Annotated in this window: 15 protein-coding genes; 3 read left to right on the top strand and 12 right to left on the bottom strand. The window is 74.2% G+C overall.

The genetic code is table 11. The features are described from left to right. Window positions 1-162: 162 nt before the first annotated feature. Entirely contained in the window at window positions 163-963 is an 801-nt protein-coding gene (locus tag AB0J57_RS01405; RefSeq protein ID WP_366125851.1) for an AAC(3) family N-acetyltransferase, read from the bottom strand. A 225-nt stretch (window positions 964-1,188) separates the two neighbouring features. Between AB0J57_RS01405 and AB0J57_RS01400 the strand changes: the two genes are divergently transcribed. Both AB0J57_RS01400 and lysA read left to right on the top strand, forming a co-directional pair. Then, window positions 1,189-1,533 (top strand): SAV_915 family protein, encoded by a 345-nt coding sequence (locus AB0J57_RS01400; RefSeq protein ID WP_366125850.1) that lies wholly within the window; start codon window positions 1,189-1,191, stop codon window positions 1,531-1,533. Between the two features lie 11 nt (window positions 1,534-1,544). Beyond that, window positions 1,545-2,891 (top strand): diaminopimelate decarboxylase, encoded by a 1,347-nt coding sequence (gene lysA, locus AB0J57_RS01395; RefSeq protein WP_366125849.1) that lies wholly within the window; start codon window positions 1,545-1,547, stop codon window positions 2,889-2,891. A 6-nt stretch (window positions 2,892-2,897) separates the two neighbouring features. On the opposite strand, the gene AB0J57_RS01390 is transcribed toward lysA, so the two are convergent. From AB0J57_RS01390 to AB0J57_RS01350, 9 genes are all read right to left on the bottom strand, one after another. Beyond that, window positions 2,898-3,482 (bottom strand): ATP/GTP-binding protein, encoded by a 585-nt coding sequence (locus tag AB0J57_RS01390; protein ID WP_366125848.1) that lies wholly within the window; start codon window positions 3,480-3,482, stop codon window positions 2,898-2,900. Next, a complete protein-coding gene (locus tag AB0J57_RS01385; protein WP_366125847.1) occupies window positions 3,469-3,834 on the bottom strand; it encodes a DUF742 domain-containing protein in 366 nt (121 codons plus the stop codon). Before AB0J57_RS01385 ends, AB0J57_RS01390 begins: the two co-directional genes overlap by 14 nt. Then, window positions 3,834-4,238, bottom strand: coding sequence for a roadblock/LC7 domain-containing protein (locus tag AB0J57_RS01380; RefSeq protein WP_366125846.1), 405 nt, complete (start codon window positions 4,236-4,238; stop codon window positions 3,834-3,836). Before AB0J57_RS01380 ends, AB0J57_RS01385 begins: the two co-directional genes overlap by 1 nt. Continuing rightward, the gene (locus AB0J57_RS01375; protein WP_366125845.1) at window positions 4,235-6,523 is read right to left on the bottom strand and encodes a nitrate- and nitrite sensing domain-containing protein; all 2,289 of its coding nucleotides are present in this window, start codon (window positions 6,521-6,523) and stop codon (window positions 4,235-4,237) included. Before AB0J57_RS01375 ends, AB0J57_RS01380 begins: the two co-directional genes overlap by 4 nt. Window positions 6,524-6,938: 415 nt before the next feature. Then, a complete protein-coding gene (gene pgm, locus AB0J57_RS01370; protein WP_366125844.1) occupies window positions 6,939-8,579 on the bottom strand; it encodes a phosphoglucomutase (alpha-D-glucose-1,6-bisphosphate-dependent) in 1,641 nt (546 codons plus the stop codon). Between the two features lie 187 nt (window positions 8,580-8,766). Continuing rightward, complete coding sequence (locus AB0J57_RS01365) at window positions 8,767-9,627, bottom strand: oxygenase MpaB family protein (protein ID WP_366125843.1); 861 nt, start codon at window positions 9,625-9,627, stop codon at window positions 8,767-8,769. 75 nt (window positions 9,628-9,702) lie between these two features. Continuing rightward, a complete protein-coding gene (locus AB0J57_RS01360) occupies window positions 9,703-10,719 on the bottom strand; it encodes an NAD(P)/FAD-dependent oxidoreductase (RefSeq protein ID WP_366125842.1) in 1,017 nt (338 codons plus the stop codon). Beyond that, window positions 10,716-11,261, bottom strand: a complete 546-nt coding sequence (locus tag AB0J57_RS01355) for an isoprenylcysteine carboxyl methyltransferase family protein (RefSeq protein WP_366125841.1) — start codon at window positions 11,259-11,261, stop codon at window positions 10,716-10,718. The genes AB0J57_RS01360 and AB0J57_RS01355 overlap by 4 nt, the downstream gene beginning before the upstream one ends. 16 nt (window positions 11,262-11,277) lie before the next feature. Then, a complete protein-coding gene (locus AB0J57_RS01350; protein ID WP_366125840.1) occupies window positions 11,278-12,348 on the bottom strand; it encodes a 3-oxoacyl-[acyl-carrier-protein] synthase III C-terminal domain-containing protein in 1,071 nt (356 codons plus the stop codon). Window positions 12,349-12,453: 105 nt separating this feature from the next. Between AB0J57_RS01350 and AB0J57_RS01345 the strand changes: the two genes are divergently transcribed. Continuing rightward, a complete protein-coding gene (locus AB0J57_RS01345) occupies window positions 12,454-13,314 on the top strand; it encodes a UbiA family prenyltransferase (protein ID WP_366125839.1) in 861 nt (286 codons plus the stop codon). A gap of 6 nt (window positions 13,315-13,320) precedes the next feature. On the opposite strand, the gene AB0J57_RS01340 is transcribed toward AB0J57_RS01345, so the two are convergent. Both AB0J57_RS01340 and AB0J57_RS01335 read right to left on the bottom strand, forming a co-directional pair. Further along, on the bottom strand, window positions 13,321-13,818 hold the full coding sequence (locus AB0J57_RS01340) for a CBS domain-containing protein (protein WP_366125838.1): 498 nt from the start codon (window positions 13,816-13,818) through the stop codon (window positions 13,321-13,323). Between the two features lie 106 nt (window positions 13,819-13,924). Then, the gene (locus AB0J57_RS01335; RefSeq protein WP_366125837.1) at window positions 13,925-14,329 is read right to left on the bottom strand and encodes a DUF5997 family protein; all 405 of its coding nucleotides are present in this window, start codon (window positions 14,327-14,329) and stop codon (window positions 13,925-13,927) included. Window positions 14,330-14,389 lie beyond the last annotated feature (60 nt).

Raw genomic sequence — 14,389 nt, 5'->3', positions numbered from 1 at the left:
CCCCACGGTCAAGGGCAACTCCCACAGGTCTCGGAAGAGTTGCCCGGCCGGGGCCGGTGACGAACCGCCCCACCATGAACGAATGAGGAAACCTACGCCATTTGGGGGTGGGTCCCCGCGGGTCCGCGTCACCCGTATGGAACGAACCCCACTCGGACGGGTTCAGCGGTTGCGCGCCAGCCACAGCCGGGCGAAGTCCACCGCCTCGGCGACCCCCACCAGCCGGCACCACGCCGACCCGACCACCCCGGTCCGCACGACGCCACCGCCGTCCCGCTCCAGATCCGCACCCAGCGCGGGGAAGTCACCGTCGTCGAGGTCGACGTCCTCGTACTCCCACCACCGCCGCACCCCACCGTCCCGCACCACGCACCGGTACGTGCGGCGCGGCGGCCGCGCCACCCGGTACTCGCCCAGGTGGAAGGCCGTACAACTGCCGTACCCCGCCCCCAGCAACAGGATCTGCGCCCGCAGGTCGTACAGCCGGGCGAGCGGCGAGTCCTCACCCAGATGGCAGTCCGGGCGGTGGTCCGAGACCACCTTCTCGGCATGCGGCCCCAGCGCGGCGAACGACGTCTGCGGGTGCGCGCTGCGCACCGCGCCCGGCCGTGTCCGTACGATCTCCGCCAGCGCCCCCAGCCCCGCGTCGCACGGCATCGTGGCCGCGTCGTACGGCGGCATCGCGGCCCGCACGGCCGCCCGCCGCGCCGCTCCCAGCCCGCGCACCCGCTCCCGGTACGCCGTCGAGGTGTCCGAATTGCGTGCCGTGAACGCCGGGACCACCACCGTGCCGTCCGGACCGAGCGCGCCGCGCACCGCGCGCAGCACCGCCTCCCCGCCGCCGGCCACGGGCCCCACCGCCCGTAACGAGGCGTGCACCAGCAGGAACCCGCCCCGCTCCACGCCCAGCCCGGTGAGCTGCGCGGTGAGCTGACGCTCCGTATGACACCCGGTACCGGTCACAGCCGCCCATGGTAGAGGCTCCGGCGGGTGGCGTCGGCCCCCGGAAACAGCCAAGCCGGCGCGACCGCAAGAACCGCGTCAATGCACGGCCACGTCGCGTCAGTACGGCGTCAACGCCCGCACGCGGCCGGGCCGCCGGGCATACCGTCGACAGCACGCCCCGGCGGGCCTCCCCCTCGGACGCCGGGGCTCCCGCTCCGATCGAGGATCCTCCAGGAGGAACCCATGGCAGAGCTCCCGTGCGGTGACGATCCGGAACCTTCGGAACCCGTCCCGGCCGGACCGCTGTACGTACCCGTCCGGCCGGGGCCCCTGGGGTTCGCGGTACGACTGTTCCGCACCCCGCCGGGCGGCCGCACCGCCGTCGGCTTCACCACCGAACACCGGCTCGCCGCCGCACTCGGACCGCACCAGGCATGGATACGGCTCGCCCGCCCCGCCCTGCGGACGCTCACCGCCCCCCTGGGCGTCACCACCGTCACCGTGAACCCCCGGTTCACCGCGCCCGCCGTGACCGGCCTCGGGGAGCCCGCCGCGGCCGTACCGGCGCTGTCCCTGCGGACCGGCTGAAAGGACCGCCCATGACCACCCTGGACACCCCCGCCACCGAACCGGCGGCGCCCGACGAACGCGACCTCTCCCTCTGGCCCGCCTCGACCGAGCGGCTGCCCGGCGGCGACCTGTCGGTGGGCGGCGTCCCGCTCGCGGCGATCGCCGACCGGTTCGACACACCCGTCTACGTCCTGGACGAGGAGGAGGTACGCGCCCGGTGCCGGGTCTACCGGCACGCCTTTCCCGGTGCCGAGGTGTTCTACGCGGCCAAGGCGTACCTCTCGCGCGCCATGGTGCACTGGGCCGACGACGAGGGCCTCGGCCTCGACGTGTGCTCCGCCGGCGAACTCCAGCTCGCCGTCACCGCCGGTTTCCCGCCCGAGAACATCGTGCTGCACGGCAACGCCAAGTCCCCGCACGACCTGGACACCGCGCTGCGGCTCGGCGTCGGCCGCATCGTCATCGACAGCCCCGCCGAAATCGCCCGCCTGGCGGCCGCCTTGGGCCCGGACGGCCGCCAGAAGGTGATGGTCCGGGTCGCGCCCGGCATCAGCGCGGGCGGCCACGAGAAGATCCGGACCGGCACCGAGGACCAGAAGTTCGGCCTGGCGATCAGCGACGGGTCGGCCCTGCACGCCATCGCCCGCGTCCTGGACCGCCACCGGCGGCTCGAACTGACGGGACTGCACTGCCACCTCGGCTCGCAGATCGCCTCGGTCAAGCCGTACGCCACCGCCGTGCGCCGCATGGTCGGGCTGATGGCACGCGTCCGGGACTCCCACGGCGTCACCCTGCCCGAGCTGGACCTCGGCGGCGGCCACGCCATCGCCTACCGCCCCGGCGAACGGGCGCTCGACATCCCCGCCCTCGCCCGCACGGTCCGCGCCGCGCTGGCCGACAGTTGCGCCGCCGCCAAACTGCCCGTGCCCCGCCTGCTCATCGAACCCGGCCGCGCCATAGTGGGCCCGGCCGGCATCGCGCTCTACCGGGTCCTGGCCGTCAAACGCACGGGCGAGCACGTCTTCGTCGCCGTGGACGGCGGCATGAGCGACAACCCACGGCCCGCCCTGTACGGCGTGCGCTACACGCCCCGCCTCGTCGGCCGCCGGCCGACGGCCGCCCCCCGCCCGGTCACGGTCGTGGGACGGCACTGCGAGGCGGGCGACGTCCTGGCGGCGGGCGTCGACCTGCCGGCCGACATCCGCCCCGGCGACCTCCTCGCCGTCCCCGCCGCCGGCGCCTACCACCTGTCCATGGCCTCCGGCTACAACCTCGTCGGCCGCCCACCGGTCGTCGCCGTCACCGAAGGCCACGCCCGGCTGCTGGTGCGCCGCGAGTCGCTCGCCGACTTCCGCACCAGGGACGTCGGCCTGTGAGGATCGTCAGACCGTTGCCCGCGCCTTGGTGATGACCGTGTCCAGGAGCGCGAGCAGCGCGCCACGCACGTCGGCACGGGCACGCGCGTCCAGCATGAGGATGGGCGTGCGCGGGTCGCGCAGGTGCAGGGCGGCCCTGATCTCCCGTTCCGTGTAGGGCTGTTCACCGTGGAAGCAGTTCGCGCCGACCACGAACGGCAGCCCACGGCTCTCGAAGAAGTCGACCGCCGGGAAACTGCGGTCCAGACGACGGGTGTCGACCAGCACGATCGCGCCCAGCGCCCCGTTCAGCAGCTCGTCCCACATGAACCAGAAACGTTCCTGCCCCGGCGTGCCGAACAGGTAGAGGACGACTCCGGCGTCGTCGAGGGTGATGCGGCCGAAGTCCATCGCCACGGTGGTGGCCGTCTTCGACTCGATGCCGTCGAGGTCGTCCACGCCGACCCCCGCGGCCGTCAGCCGCTCCTCCGTACGCAGGGGTTCGATCTCGGAGACGGTCTCCACCAGGGTCGTCTTGCCGACGCCGAACCCCCCGGCGATCAGGATCTTGACGGGGGCCGTTTCCTGGGCAGGGATGTCATATCCGGGCAAGGTTGTCCCTGATTCTCATGAGCAGGTGGACATTGGTGGTCTGGGCGCCCTCCAGGGGCGGCCGGTGGTGGATCAGCCCGCGGTCCGCGAGCTCACCGAGGAGGAGCGCCACCGGGGTCAGGCGCATCCCCATCCGCGCCGCGATCTCGGCGACCGCCCGTCCGTTCGGTGCCGGGCACATGCTCAGGACGGCCTGCCACTCGCTCGGCAGCCCGTCGTGGGCCTCCTCGGTCACGGCCGCCGTGATGGTGGTGTCCATCGTGAGGACGGTGTGCGGCGCGGCCGTACGCCCATCGGTGAGGGCGTACAGCCGCGTCCGGCGACGGCTTCCGCGCTGCGGCTCGCCGGACATCAGGAGGTGGCAGCCTGGGCGCGCTCAGGTGTGCTCAGCCACTCGCCCAGCGCCTGTGCGGTCCGTACGGCTTCGCCGCCCAGCTCCCCGAGCCGTGCCTTGCGCGACGTGACGACGATGAGCGTGCTGCCCTCGCCGCACCCGACGATGCACAGGTAGCGGTCGTCCATCTCGACGAGCTGGCGGATGACCCGGCCGCCGTCGATCTCGCGGGATATCGCTTTCATGGTCGAGGCGATGCCGGAGGACGCCGCGGCGATGCGCTCCGCCTGGGGACGGTCCAGCAGGTACGCGCTGAGTTTGATCCCGTCGTTGGACAGCAGCACGGCCCCCTGGATGCCGGCGATCCGGCTCAGGTTGTTGTCCAGAACGCTGTAGATCATGTCGTTCGAAGTCGTCGTCATGGCTGATCCTGTCGGAGTTCGATTTCCACTGTCCGGGTGCCCTGTTCGTAGTCGTCCCAGGCGTCCGCCACCTCCTGGGGCGTCGCCGAGTCGGGCCGGGGCGTTGTGTCCGTCGCGCGCGGCTCGCGCAGTTGCTCGGCCATGTGGGTCTGCGGAACGCGCTCGGGCAGGGCCGGGCGGGCGCCGCCGCCGCGGGCCGCCGGCAGCGCCGGGACCTGCCGGACCGGCGCCTGCCGGAGCGGTGTGTGCTCGGCGGGCGTGGCCTGACGGACCGGCAGCGGGTCCGCCACGTGCAGGACCAGTTCGGGCCGGTCCTCCTCCGAGCGGCGCGGTTCGGGCGCGGGCCGGTCCACCGCCGTGACGGAGGGCGCGGGGGCATCCGCCGGGTCGGCCCCGCGCTCGGTCGGGACGAGGAGCGCCCGGGGGATGATCACCACGGCCGACGTGCCGCCGTACACCGAGCGGCGCAGCGTGACGGTGGCCCCCAACTGGTCGGCGAGGTGGCCGACCACGAAGAGCCCCAGCCGGTGCGCGTTCTCCGCCAGGACGGAGTACGGCGGAGCCGAGTGCAGGCGGCCGTTCATCTCCTCGTACGTCGCGGCCGTGACGCGCGGGCCACGGTCCTCGACCTCGACCGACAGGCCGTCGGCCACCAGCTCGGCCCGGATGACCACCTTCGACCGGGGCGGGGAGAAGCGGGTGGCGTTGTCCAGCAGCTCCGCCAGGAGGTGGCTGATCTGGCTGATCACCCGCGGTTCCACGCTGATCTCGTCCAGCGCCTGACGTTCGATCCGGCGGAAGTCCTCGACCTCGGCGGCGGCCTCGCGCAGCAGGTCGGCGACGCGCATGGGCTCGGTGTGCGGGTCGGGGATCTCGCCGCCGGCCAGGATGAGCAGGTTCTCGATCTGTCGCCGCATACCCACCGTCAACTGGTCGGATCGCATGAGCTGGGCCAGCAGCGCCTCGTCGCCGCCGAAGGTGTCCTGGAGCTCCTCGGTCAGGGTGAGCTGGCGGCTGACCAGGTTGCCGGTCCGCGAGGCGATGCCGGCCGCGAACATGCCGAACCCGTGACGCTCGGCCGCGAGCTGCCGGTGCCCGTCGACGGACACGGCCACCACCCGGGCGAACGCGTCGCTGACCCGCCCCACCTCGTCCTGCTCGCCGGCGACCGCCGGCAGCGCGCCGTCGTCCACGGGCTGGCCCTGCTGGAGCCGGGCCACGACGTCCGGCAGCGTCTCCTCGGCGACGGTCACCGTACGTTCGTGCAGCACGCGCAGGCGGCGCAGGACCGAGCGGGTGGTGAACACGATGACGACCGTGACGATCACCAGCGCGCCGCTGCTGCCCGCGATCAGCCAGGCGACCTCGGTCTCCAGCTCGGACGCCCTGACGTCACCGTGTTCGAGCAGCACCCGGGTGCGGTCCGAGTTGAGCGTGTTCAGCTCGGCCGACCACTTCTGGTGTGCGGCCGCCCAGCCGCTGATGGCCCGGGGCAGCCGCACGCCGGAGTCGGTGTCCTTGTGGTCGGACAGGACCTGGTTCTCGATCCGGGTCTTGGTCTGCCACGCGTCCGACCCGACGATCTCCGCGAAGCGGTCGCCGTCCTCCACGGGCATGGACGGGACGACCCACCGGTCGTACAGGTGCCGGTGGGCCCCGACCGCGTTGACGAAGTCGGCGAACCGACGCGTGGACAGCTCCCGGGACGGCCCCGCCAGCGCCAGGATGGTGTCCTCCTGGGCCACCATCTCCGCGGCCGAGAACATCGTGACGACGACGCGGCTCTCGTGGGTGAGCCCGGCGTCCTCCGTGTGGCTGAAGCCGTCCTGGAAGTAGCGGATCATCTGGCTGATCAGATCGCCGTAGAAGACGACCATGCTGTCGGCGTCACCGATCCGGGCGTCCGCCCGCTCCCGGTAGGTGTCCAGGTCGTCGAGGCCCTTCACGATCTCCCGGAGGCGGCGGTCGGTCTCCTCGGTCCCCGGACCGGCGGCGGCCGCGGACCGGCGGAAGGCGTCCGCGGCCGCGTCCGTGGCGGCACGCTGGGTGCGCAGCGCGGTCTCGGACACCGGGGAGCCCGCCCACCGGGCGGCGGTCATCGTCCGTTCCGCCTGCATTTCGGTCATGAGCGTGTGCAGGGGGAGACCGATCCGCTCACCCGCCGCCACATCGCCGCGCAGGTGATCGGACTGTGCCAGCAGCCGCTGCGCGGTCACGGCGACCTGGGTGGCCATCGCCAGGGTGGGAATCAGCGCCAGCAGGATGAGCAGCGTACGGAGGCGCACGGTGCGCCGCCGACGGTGTGTCGGCGGTACACGTGGACCTTCGGGTTCTATGGAAGACATCAGCCCTCGGGAGCGGGAGCGGGGACAGGCCGGCAACCGGGACCGGCACAGCCCTGGGGAGAGGGCGTGGGGGACGGCCGGTCCGGCTTCGGTGACGCGTGCGGGTGCCGATCATAACCAGCCAAGTGGAGTATCGGAGAGGTTGCTTCCGTATTCGGAACATGGTATTCCGCGCCGGTCGCGTTGCGAACAAGAGGCTTTCTCGCAGCCCAACCGGTATGACGTGCCACGCGCGTTGCGGGAGTGTCCCGGGTAACCAATCGGGCGCTTCCGGGTGTTTGGGGCGCTTCGGCCGGTGGTTCCAGGCGAACCACCGGCCGGACCATCGGCTGAAAACAGGACCAATGGGCAGGTCTCAGCCGTTCAGGGCCGCCGACACGACCGACCGGGCCTCCTCCTGCACCCGGGACAGGTGGTCGGGACCGAGGAAGGATTCGGCGTACACCTTGTAGACGTCCTCGGTGCCCGAAGGCCGGGCGGCGAACCAGGCGTTGTCGGTGGTCACCTTGATCCCGCCGATGGCCGCCCCGTTCCCGGGCGCCTCCGTCAGCACCGAGGTGATCGGCTCCCCGGCGAGGGTGCCGGCCGTCACCTGGGAGGGGGAGAGGCGGCTGAGGACGGCCTTCTCCTCCCGGGTGGCGGGCGCGTCGACCCGGGCGTACGCCGGTTCGCCGAACCGCGCCGTGAGCGAGGCGTAGTGCTCGCTGGGCGTCCGCCCCGTCACGGCCAGCATCTCGGAGGCGAGCAGCGCCAGGACGATGCCGTCCTTGTCCGTGGTCCACACCGACCCGTCCCGGCGCAGGAACGAGGCACCGGCGGACTCCTCACCGCCGAAGCCCAGCGAGCCGTCGGCCAGCCCGTCCACGAACCACTTGAAACCGACGGGGACTTCCACCAGCCGCCGGCCCAGGTCGGCCGCCACCCGGTCGATCATGCCCGACGACACCAGCGTCTTGCCGACCCCGGCACCGGCCGGCCACCCGTCACGGTGCCGGTAGAGATAGGCGATGGCGGCCGCCAGGTAGTGGTTGGGGTTCATCAGCCCGCCGTCCGGCGTGACGATGCCGTGCCGGTCGGCGTCCGCGTCGTTGCCCGTGGCGACCTGGAACCGGTCGCGCCCCTCGATCAGCGATGCCATCGCATACGGGGACGAACAGTCCATCCGGATCTTTCCGTCCCAGTCCAGCGTCATGAACCGCCAGGTGGGATCGGTGACCGGATTGACCACCGTCAGGTCCAGCCGGTGCTCCTCGGCGATCCGGCCCCAGTACGCCACGGACGCCCCGCCCAGCGGGTCCGCCCCGATCCGTACGCCCGCCGCCCGCACCGCGTCGAGGTCGAGCACCGACGGCAGGTCCCGCACGTACGCGCCGAGGAAGTCGTACCGCCCCGTGGCCGGGGCCGCCAGCGCCCGCGTGTACGGCAGCCGCCGTACGTCCTTCAGGCCGCCCGTCATGATCTCGTTGGCGCGCTCCTGGATCCAGCCGGTCGCCTCCGAACCGGCGGGACCGCCGTTGGGCGGGTTGTACTTGAACCCGCCGTCGGCCGGCGGGTTGTGCGAGGGGGTGACCACCACGCCGTCCGCCAGGCCGGTGTCGCGCCCCCGGTTGTGGGTGAGGATGGCGTGCGACACCGCAGGGGTCGGGGTGTAGCCGTCGGCCGCGTCGATGAGGACCGTCACGTCGTTGGCCGCGAAGACCTCGACGGCGGTCACCCGGGCCGGCTCCGACAGCGCGTGGGTGTCCGCGCCGAGGAACAGCGGCCCGTCGATGCCCTGCCGGGCCCGGTACTCGCAGATCGCCTGGCTCGTCGCGGCGATGTGGTCCTCGTTGAAGGCCCCGGCCAGGGAGGACCCGCGGTGCCCGGACGTGCCGAAGGCGACGCGCTGGGCCGGCTCCGCCGGGTCGGGGTGCAGGGCGTAGTACGCGGTCACCAGCCGGGCCACGTCGATCAGGTCCTCCGGCCGCGCCGGCCGCCCCGCGCGCTCGTTCGGCATCCGTCCATTCCTCCATGTCGGTCAGGTCCGTCGGTCCGTCAGTCCGTCAAGGACTCGGTCGGTGCGATCAGTACAGGTGTGATGATCGCCCGCCGAGCGGGTTTCCCACGAGTGCCCCTCCGCGATTTTGCGCAAGTCGGCCCGGACCGCGCCCGGGTCACAACGAGTCGCGTCATACCGAGTCGCGTCAGGCCGAGTTCGCGGTGGGCGGGGGAGGGTGCATGGCCCAGCGGATCGTCCGGGTCAGCGCGTGTCCCGACGCCCGCACGAACGTCTCCTCGACACCCGGGAGGTGCGGCAGCCCGAGCTGCCGCCGCGCCCACAACGGGAGGGTGGACACCGCGTTCGCGCACAGGACGGCGTACGGGCCCCGGGCGATCCAGGGCAGCGGCGGGTGGAGCAGGATGAACCGGGCGGCCTCGCGCGCCTCCCGCGTGGCGCGCAGCTCCGGGCGGTACGCGGCCAGCCGGTCCGCCAGCCCGGCCCGGTCGCGCGGCGGGTCGGGCACCCCGAGCGCGGCCGCCACGCGGGCGGTGTCGGCGACGTACGCGTCGCAGCCGGCGGCGTCCAGCGGATGGGCGCCGTATCGCTGGTGGGCGGTCAGGAAACTGTCCACCTCGGCGACGTGCACCCACCCCAGCAGGTGCGGATCGGCCGCGTGGTACGGCTCCCCGGCCGCGGTGGTCCCCCGGACGCGTTCGTGCACGGCCCGCACGTGGTCGACCGCCCGCTGGGCGTCCTCGGCGGTGCCGTACGTCGTCACGGCGAGGAACGTGCTGGTGCGCTGGAGGCGACCCCACGGGTCGCCCCGGTAGCCGGAATGGGCCGCCACCGCCGCCATCGCCAGCGGGTGCAGGGACTGCAACAACAGCGCCCGCAGCCCGCCGATGAACATCGACGCGTCGCCGTGGACGGTACGGATCGGCCGGTCCGGGCCGAACCACCGGGGCCCCGGCGTGCCGTGTATCCGGGCACGGTTGACCGGCCCGGCGGGACCCGCGACGCGGGTGAACAGGCTCCGTCCGAGACGCTCCCGCAGATGGTCCATGCGGCAAGTATCCGCCCGGGCCGGGCTCGCGGGGAGAGCCGTGCGGCACCGGCACCGGCGCTGCCACCGTCACCGTCACTGGAGCGCGCGCACGGCCGCCGCGAACACGGGTGGCATCCGCGCGGCCGCCGGCACGATCAGCCGCGCCGTGTCCCGCCGGCAACCGACCCGGACCAGCGCCTCGGTCAGCAGCCGGTGCCGGCGCGACAACTGCCGCCACGCCCTCTCGTACGCTCCCGGCCGCCCCGACGCCAGGCACCGCACCGCCGCCCCGGCCGACGCCAGCGCCAGCGAGACGCCCTCGCCGGTGAGCGCGTCCACGTAGCCGGCCGCGTCGCCCACGAGCAGCACCCGGCCCGCCACCCTCCCGCGCACCCGCTGCCGCAGCGGCCCGGCACCGCGCACGGCGTTCACGGCCGCCCCGGCGGCCAGCCGCGCCGCCAGCTCCGGGAAGTGATCCAGGTGCGCGTCGTACGGGCGCCTCGCCCCGCTCAGGACCGCCACCCCGACCAGGTCCTCCGCGACCGGCGTCACGTACGCCTCGCCGCTGCCCGACCAGTGCACCTCGACGAAGTCCGACCACGGCGCCATGCGGTAGTGCCGCCGCAGCCCGAACCGCCGGGGCCGCCGGTCCGGCAGCTCCAGCCCGAGCGCCCGGCGCACGGGGGAGTGCAGGCCGTCCGCCGCGACGAGCCACCGGGCCCGCAGCCCCGCCGCGGTCACCGTGTCCGGCCCCTGCCGCACCTCGCCGACCCTGCCCGGCACGACCCGTACGCCCAGTTCGGCGGCGCGCCGGGCCAGCGCGGCGCTCAGCACGGTCCGCCGCACGCCCAGCCCCGTACCGTCACGGAAACCGGCCTCGGCGCGGTGCGGACCGTCCACGTACCGGATGCCGCGCAGCTCCTGACCGGCCGGGCCCACGCCCAGGGCCGCCAGGGACCGCACACCGCCCGGCATGACCCCCTCGCCGCACGCCTTGTCCACCGGCCCCGGACGCGGCTCGACCACCACGGCCTCCATCCCGCGCAGCGCGGCGTGGATCGCCGTGGCCAGCCCGGCGGGCCCGCCGCCCGCCACCAGCAGGTCGATCACCGGGCCCCGCCCGGCACCGGCACCCCGTCGCCGTCCGGCGCCCCGCCGAGCGCCGCCTCCTCGCAGCGGACGCGCACGGTGAGGAGCACGGCGTTGAACACCGTGAACAGCGCGGCGGTCAGCCACGCCCCGTGGACCAGCGGCAGCGCCAGCCCCTCGGCCACCACCGCCACGTAGTTGGGGTGGCGCAGCCACCGGTACGGGCCGCCGGTCACCAGCGGCAGGCCGGGCACCACCAGCACACGGGTGTTCCAGCGCGGCCCCAGCGTCCGTACGCACCACCAGCGCAGGCCCTGCGCCGCGACGACCACGCCCAGCATGGCCCAGCCGAGCCCCGGGGCGAACCGCCGCTCCAGCGCCCACACTTCGGCCAGGCAGCCGACGAGGAGACCCGTGTGGAGCACCACCATCACCGGGTAGTGACCCCGTCCCGACTCCACCGCGCCCCGCGCCAGGCTCCAGCGCGCGTTGCGGCGGGCGACGACGAGTTCGGCGAGCCGCTCCAGCGCGACGGCCAGCACCAGCAGGGCGTACCAGATCATGTGTCTCTCCCCGTTCTCACCAGCGCAGCAGGACCAGTTCGGTGCAGAAACCCGGGCCCATGGCGAGCAGCACCCCCGCGGTTCCCGGGGGCGGGGCCGCCGCCAGGGTGTCGCGGAGGACGTGCAGCACGGAGGCCGACGAGAGGTTGCCGACCTCCGCGAGGGACCGCCGGCTGACGGCGAGGGCACCCTCCGGCAGGTCGAGCGCCTCCGCGACCGCGTCCAGGACTTTGGGGCCACCGGCGTGGCTCACCCAGGCCGTCACATCACGGCGGCCCAGGCCGTGGTCGGTCAGGAAGCCGTCGACCTCGGCGGCGAGGTTCTTGCGCACCACCTCGGGAACCGCCGGATCGAGCACGACGCGGAAACCCGAACCGGTGATGTCCCAGCCCAGCAGCCGCTCGGTGTCCGGGTACAGCCTGCTGCGGCTGGCCACCACCGTCGGCCCGCCGCCGCTGCCGCCGTCCGCCCGTACGCCGCGCCGGGCCCCGCAGGCGACGACGGCCGCGGCACCGTCGCCGAACAGCGCGGTCGCCACGAGCTGGGACGGCGCGGCCTCCGCCCGCTGGAAGGTCAGCGAGCACAGCTCGACGGAGAGCAGCACCGCGACGTCGTCCGGCCGGCCCAGCAGATAGTCGTGCAGCCGGGCGATCCCGGCCGCCCCGGCGACGCACCCCAGCCCGAACACCGGCAGCCGCCTGACGTCCGGCCGCAGCCCGAGCCGTCCGACGAGCCGGGCGTCCACGGACGGCGCGGCGATGCCGGTCACCGAGGTGAAGATCAGCAGGTCCACGTCCCGGGGCGACAGGCCCGCCTCGCGCAGCGCCCCGGTGACCGCCTCGGCGCCCAGCTCCACGGCGCCGGCGATGAACGCGTCGTTGGCCGCGCCGAAGCCGTCCAGCTCCCCGTACCGGTCCAGCGGCAGCGCGGTGTGGCGCGCGCCCACCCGCGCCCCCTCGTGCAGCCGGTCGAGCACGCGCCGGTCGGCACCGGCGGGCAGGCAGTGCCGGGCCACCATGTCGGTGATCGCGCGCTGGGGGTGCCGGTGCGGCGGCAGGACTCCGTGAACGGCTGCGATCCGGGTCATCAGAGCTCCAGGTCGGGGACATCGGTCCCCCATGTGTGCCCTCGCGCCGTGCCGCCGTACCGCCGGTTCGCCCGTTGAGCGCCGTCGGCGCCTACGCTCGGGCCCGTGGACGTCACCGACCGGCCCGCCCTCGCACACCACGGTGCCGTGGGCGGCCTGCTGATGGCCTGTCACCCCGGCCCGGCGGCCGCCGTCACCGTACTGGTGACGGTGCTGGCGGCGGCGGCCGGGCACGACGGGCGCACCTGCCTGCTGGTCGCCGCCGCCGTGCTGGCCGGCCAGCTCTCGGTCGGCTGGAGCAACGACGCGGTCGACGCCGCACGGGACCGGGCAACCGGACGGTACGGCAAACCGGTGGTGTCCGGGTCCGTCGGGGAGGGCACCGTGTGGGCCGCGGCCGCCGTGTCCCTGGGGCTCGCGGTGCCGTTGTCCCTGGCCTGCGGCCCGCTCGCGGGCGGCGTCCACCTGGCCGCCGTCGCCGCCGCGTGGGCGTACAACCTGGGCGCGAAGGCGACGGTGCTCTCCTGGCTGCCCTACGCGGCCGCCTTCGCCGCCGTGCCCGCCTTCGTGACGCTGAGCCTGCCCGGCAGCCCCTGGCCGGCCTGGTGGGCCGTGGCCGCGGGGGCGCTCGTGGGCGTGGGCGCCCACCTGGGCAACGTCCTGCCGGACATCGGCTCCGACCTGGCCACCGGGGTACGCGGCTGGCCGCAGCGCCTCGGCCCGGCCCGGGTACGGCTGCTGCTGCCCGTTCCGCTGGTGGCGGCCACCGTGGTCCTCGCCCTCGCCGGACCGCCACCGGGCGGCCCGGGAGCCGTAGCGCCGGTCGCGGTGGCGGTGGCCGTGGCGACGGCCGTGACGGGCTCCGTCATGGGCCGCCGCCGGGCCGGGCTGCCGTTCGTCGCGGCGATCGTCGTGGCGGGCGTCGACGTGGCCATGCTGGTGTGGCGCGGAGCCACGCTCACCTGAGAGGGCTCAGCCCTGCGACCCGCCGTGCGTCCCGCCCTGGAGGCCCAGCCGGACCAGGACGTACCTGATCAGGCGGGCGGCGGTCACGGTGCCCAGCAGCCGCACCCGGCCCTCACCCTCGCGTTCGATCACCGCCACCAGGGGACTGTGCGTACGCGCCATGAGCGCCGCGACCTCCATCGGTGTGGCGTCCGGCCCGACGTACGGAGGCGGGAAGAGCCGCCGCGGCACCCACTCGGCGACCGTGAGCCCCTCCAGCCGCTCGGCGATCTCCGAACCCACCCCGTCGTCGACGGAGGACGCCAGCAGCGGGTCGTCCACCGCGTAGGAGGGGATGAGCTGCCGCAGGAGCTGGGAGCCGGGCACGATGGCGTGCGGCTGCCCGTCCGAGTCCAGCACCAGCAGGGCGGGCAAGGAGTTCTCGGCCAGCAGCCGGGCCGCGTCGATGGCGTCGTCGTCGGTCGTGACGTACGGATACGGCTCAGCCAGGTCATGGGCACGCATGATCGTCCCCCTCACCGCATGGGCGCGACACCTCCACACACCCAACGTAGGCCCGCTCCGCACGCGGCGCCCGTCGGGCCGGGCCCGGGGGAGGCCGCCCGCGACGTCAGCGCTGCGGCCCCCGCGCCTGCTGGGCCCGCTCCGCCTTCTTCTCCTTGATCCGTACCGCTTCCTTGCGGACCTCGGCCTGGACCGCGCGCTCCCGCACCAGCCACTCGGGGCTCTCCGCCTTCAGCGCCTCGATCTGCTCGGTGGTGAGGGGCTCGGTGACGCCGCCCCGCGCGAGGCCGGAGATGGACACGCCCAGCTTCGCCGCGACCACGGGCCGGGGGTGCGGGCCGTCGCGGCGCAGGTCGCGCAGCCACTCGGGCGGATCGGCCTGGAGCGCACTCAGCTCGCTGCGCGAGACGACACCCTCCTGGAACTCGGCGGGGGTGGCCTCGAGGTACACACCCAGCTTCTTCGCCGCTGTGGCGGGCTTCATCGTCTGGGCGGTCTGGTGCGACTTCATGTGTCAAGGGTATCGAGCGTGCGCCCGCCTCCCGACCACGCCCTCCGGCCACCGCCCCGT

The organism is Streptomyces sp. NPDC049837, assembly GCF_040674455.1.
Lineage (GTDB): Bacteria > Actinomycetota > Actinomycetes > Streptomycetales > Streptomycetaceae > Streptomyces.
This window is presented reverse-complemented; position numbering and strand designations above follow the sequence as displayed.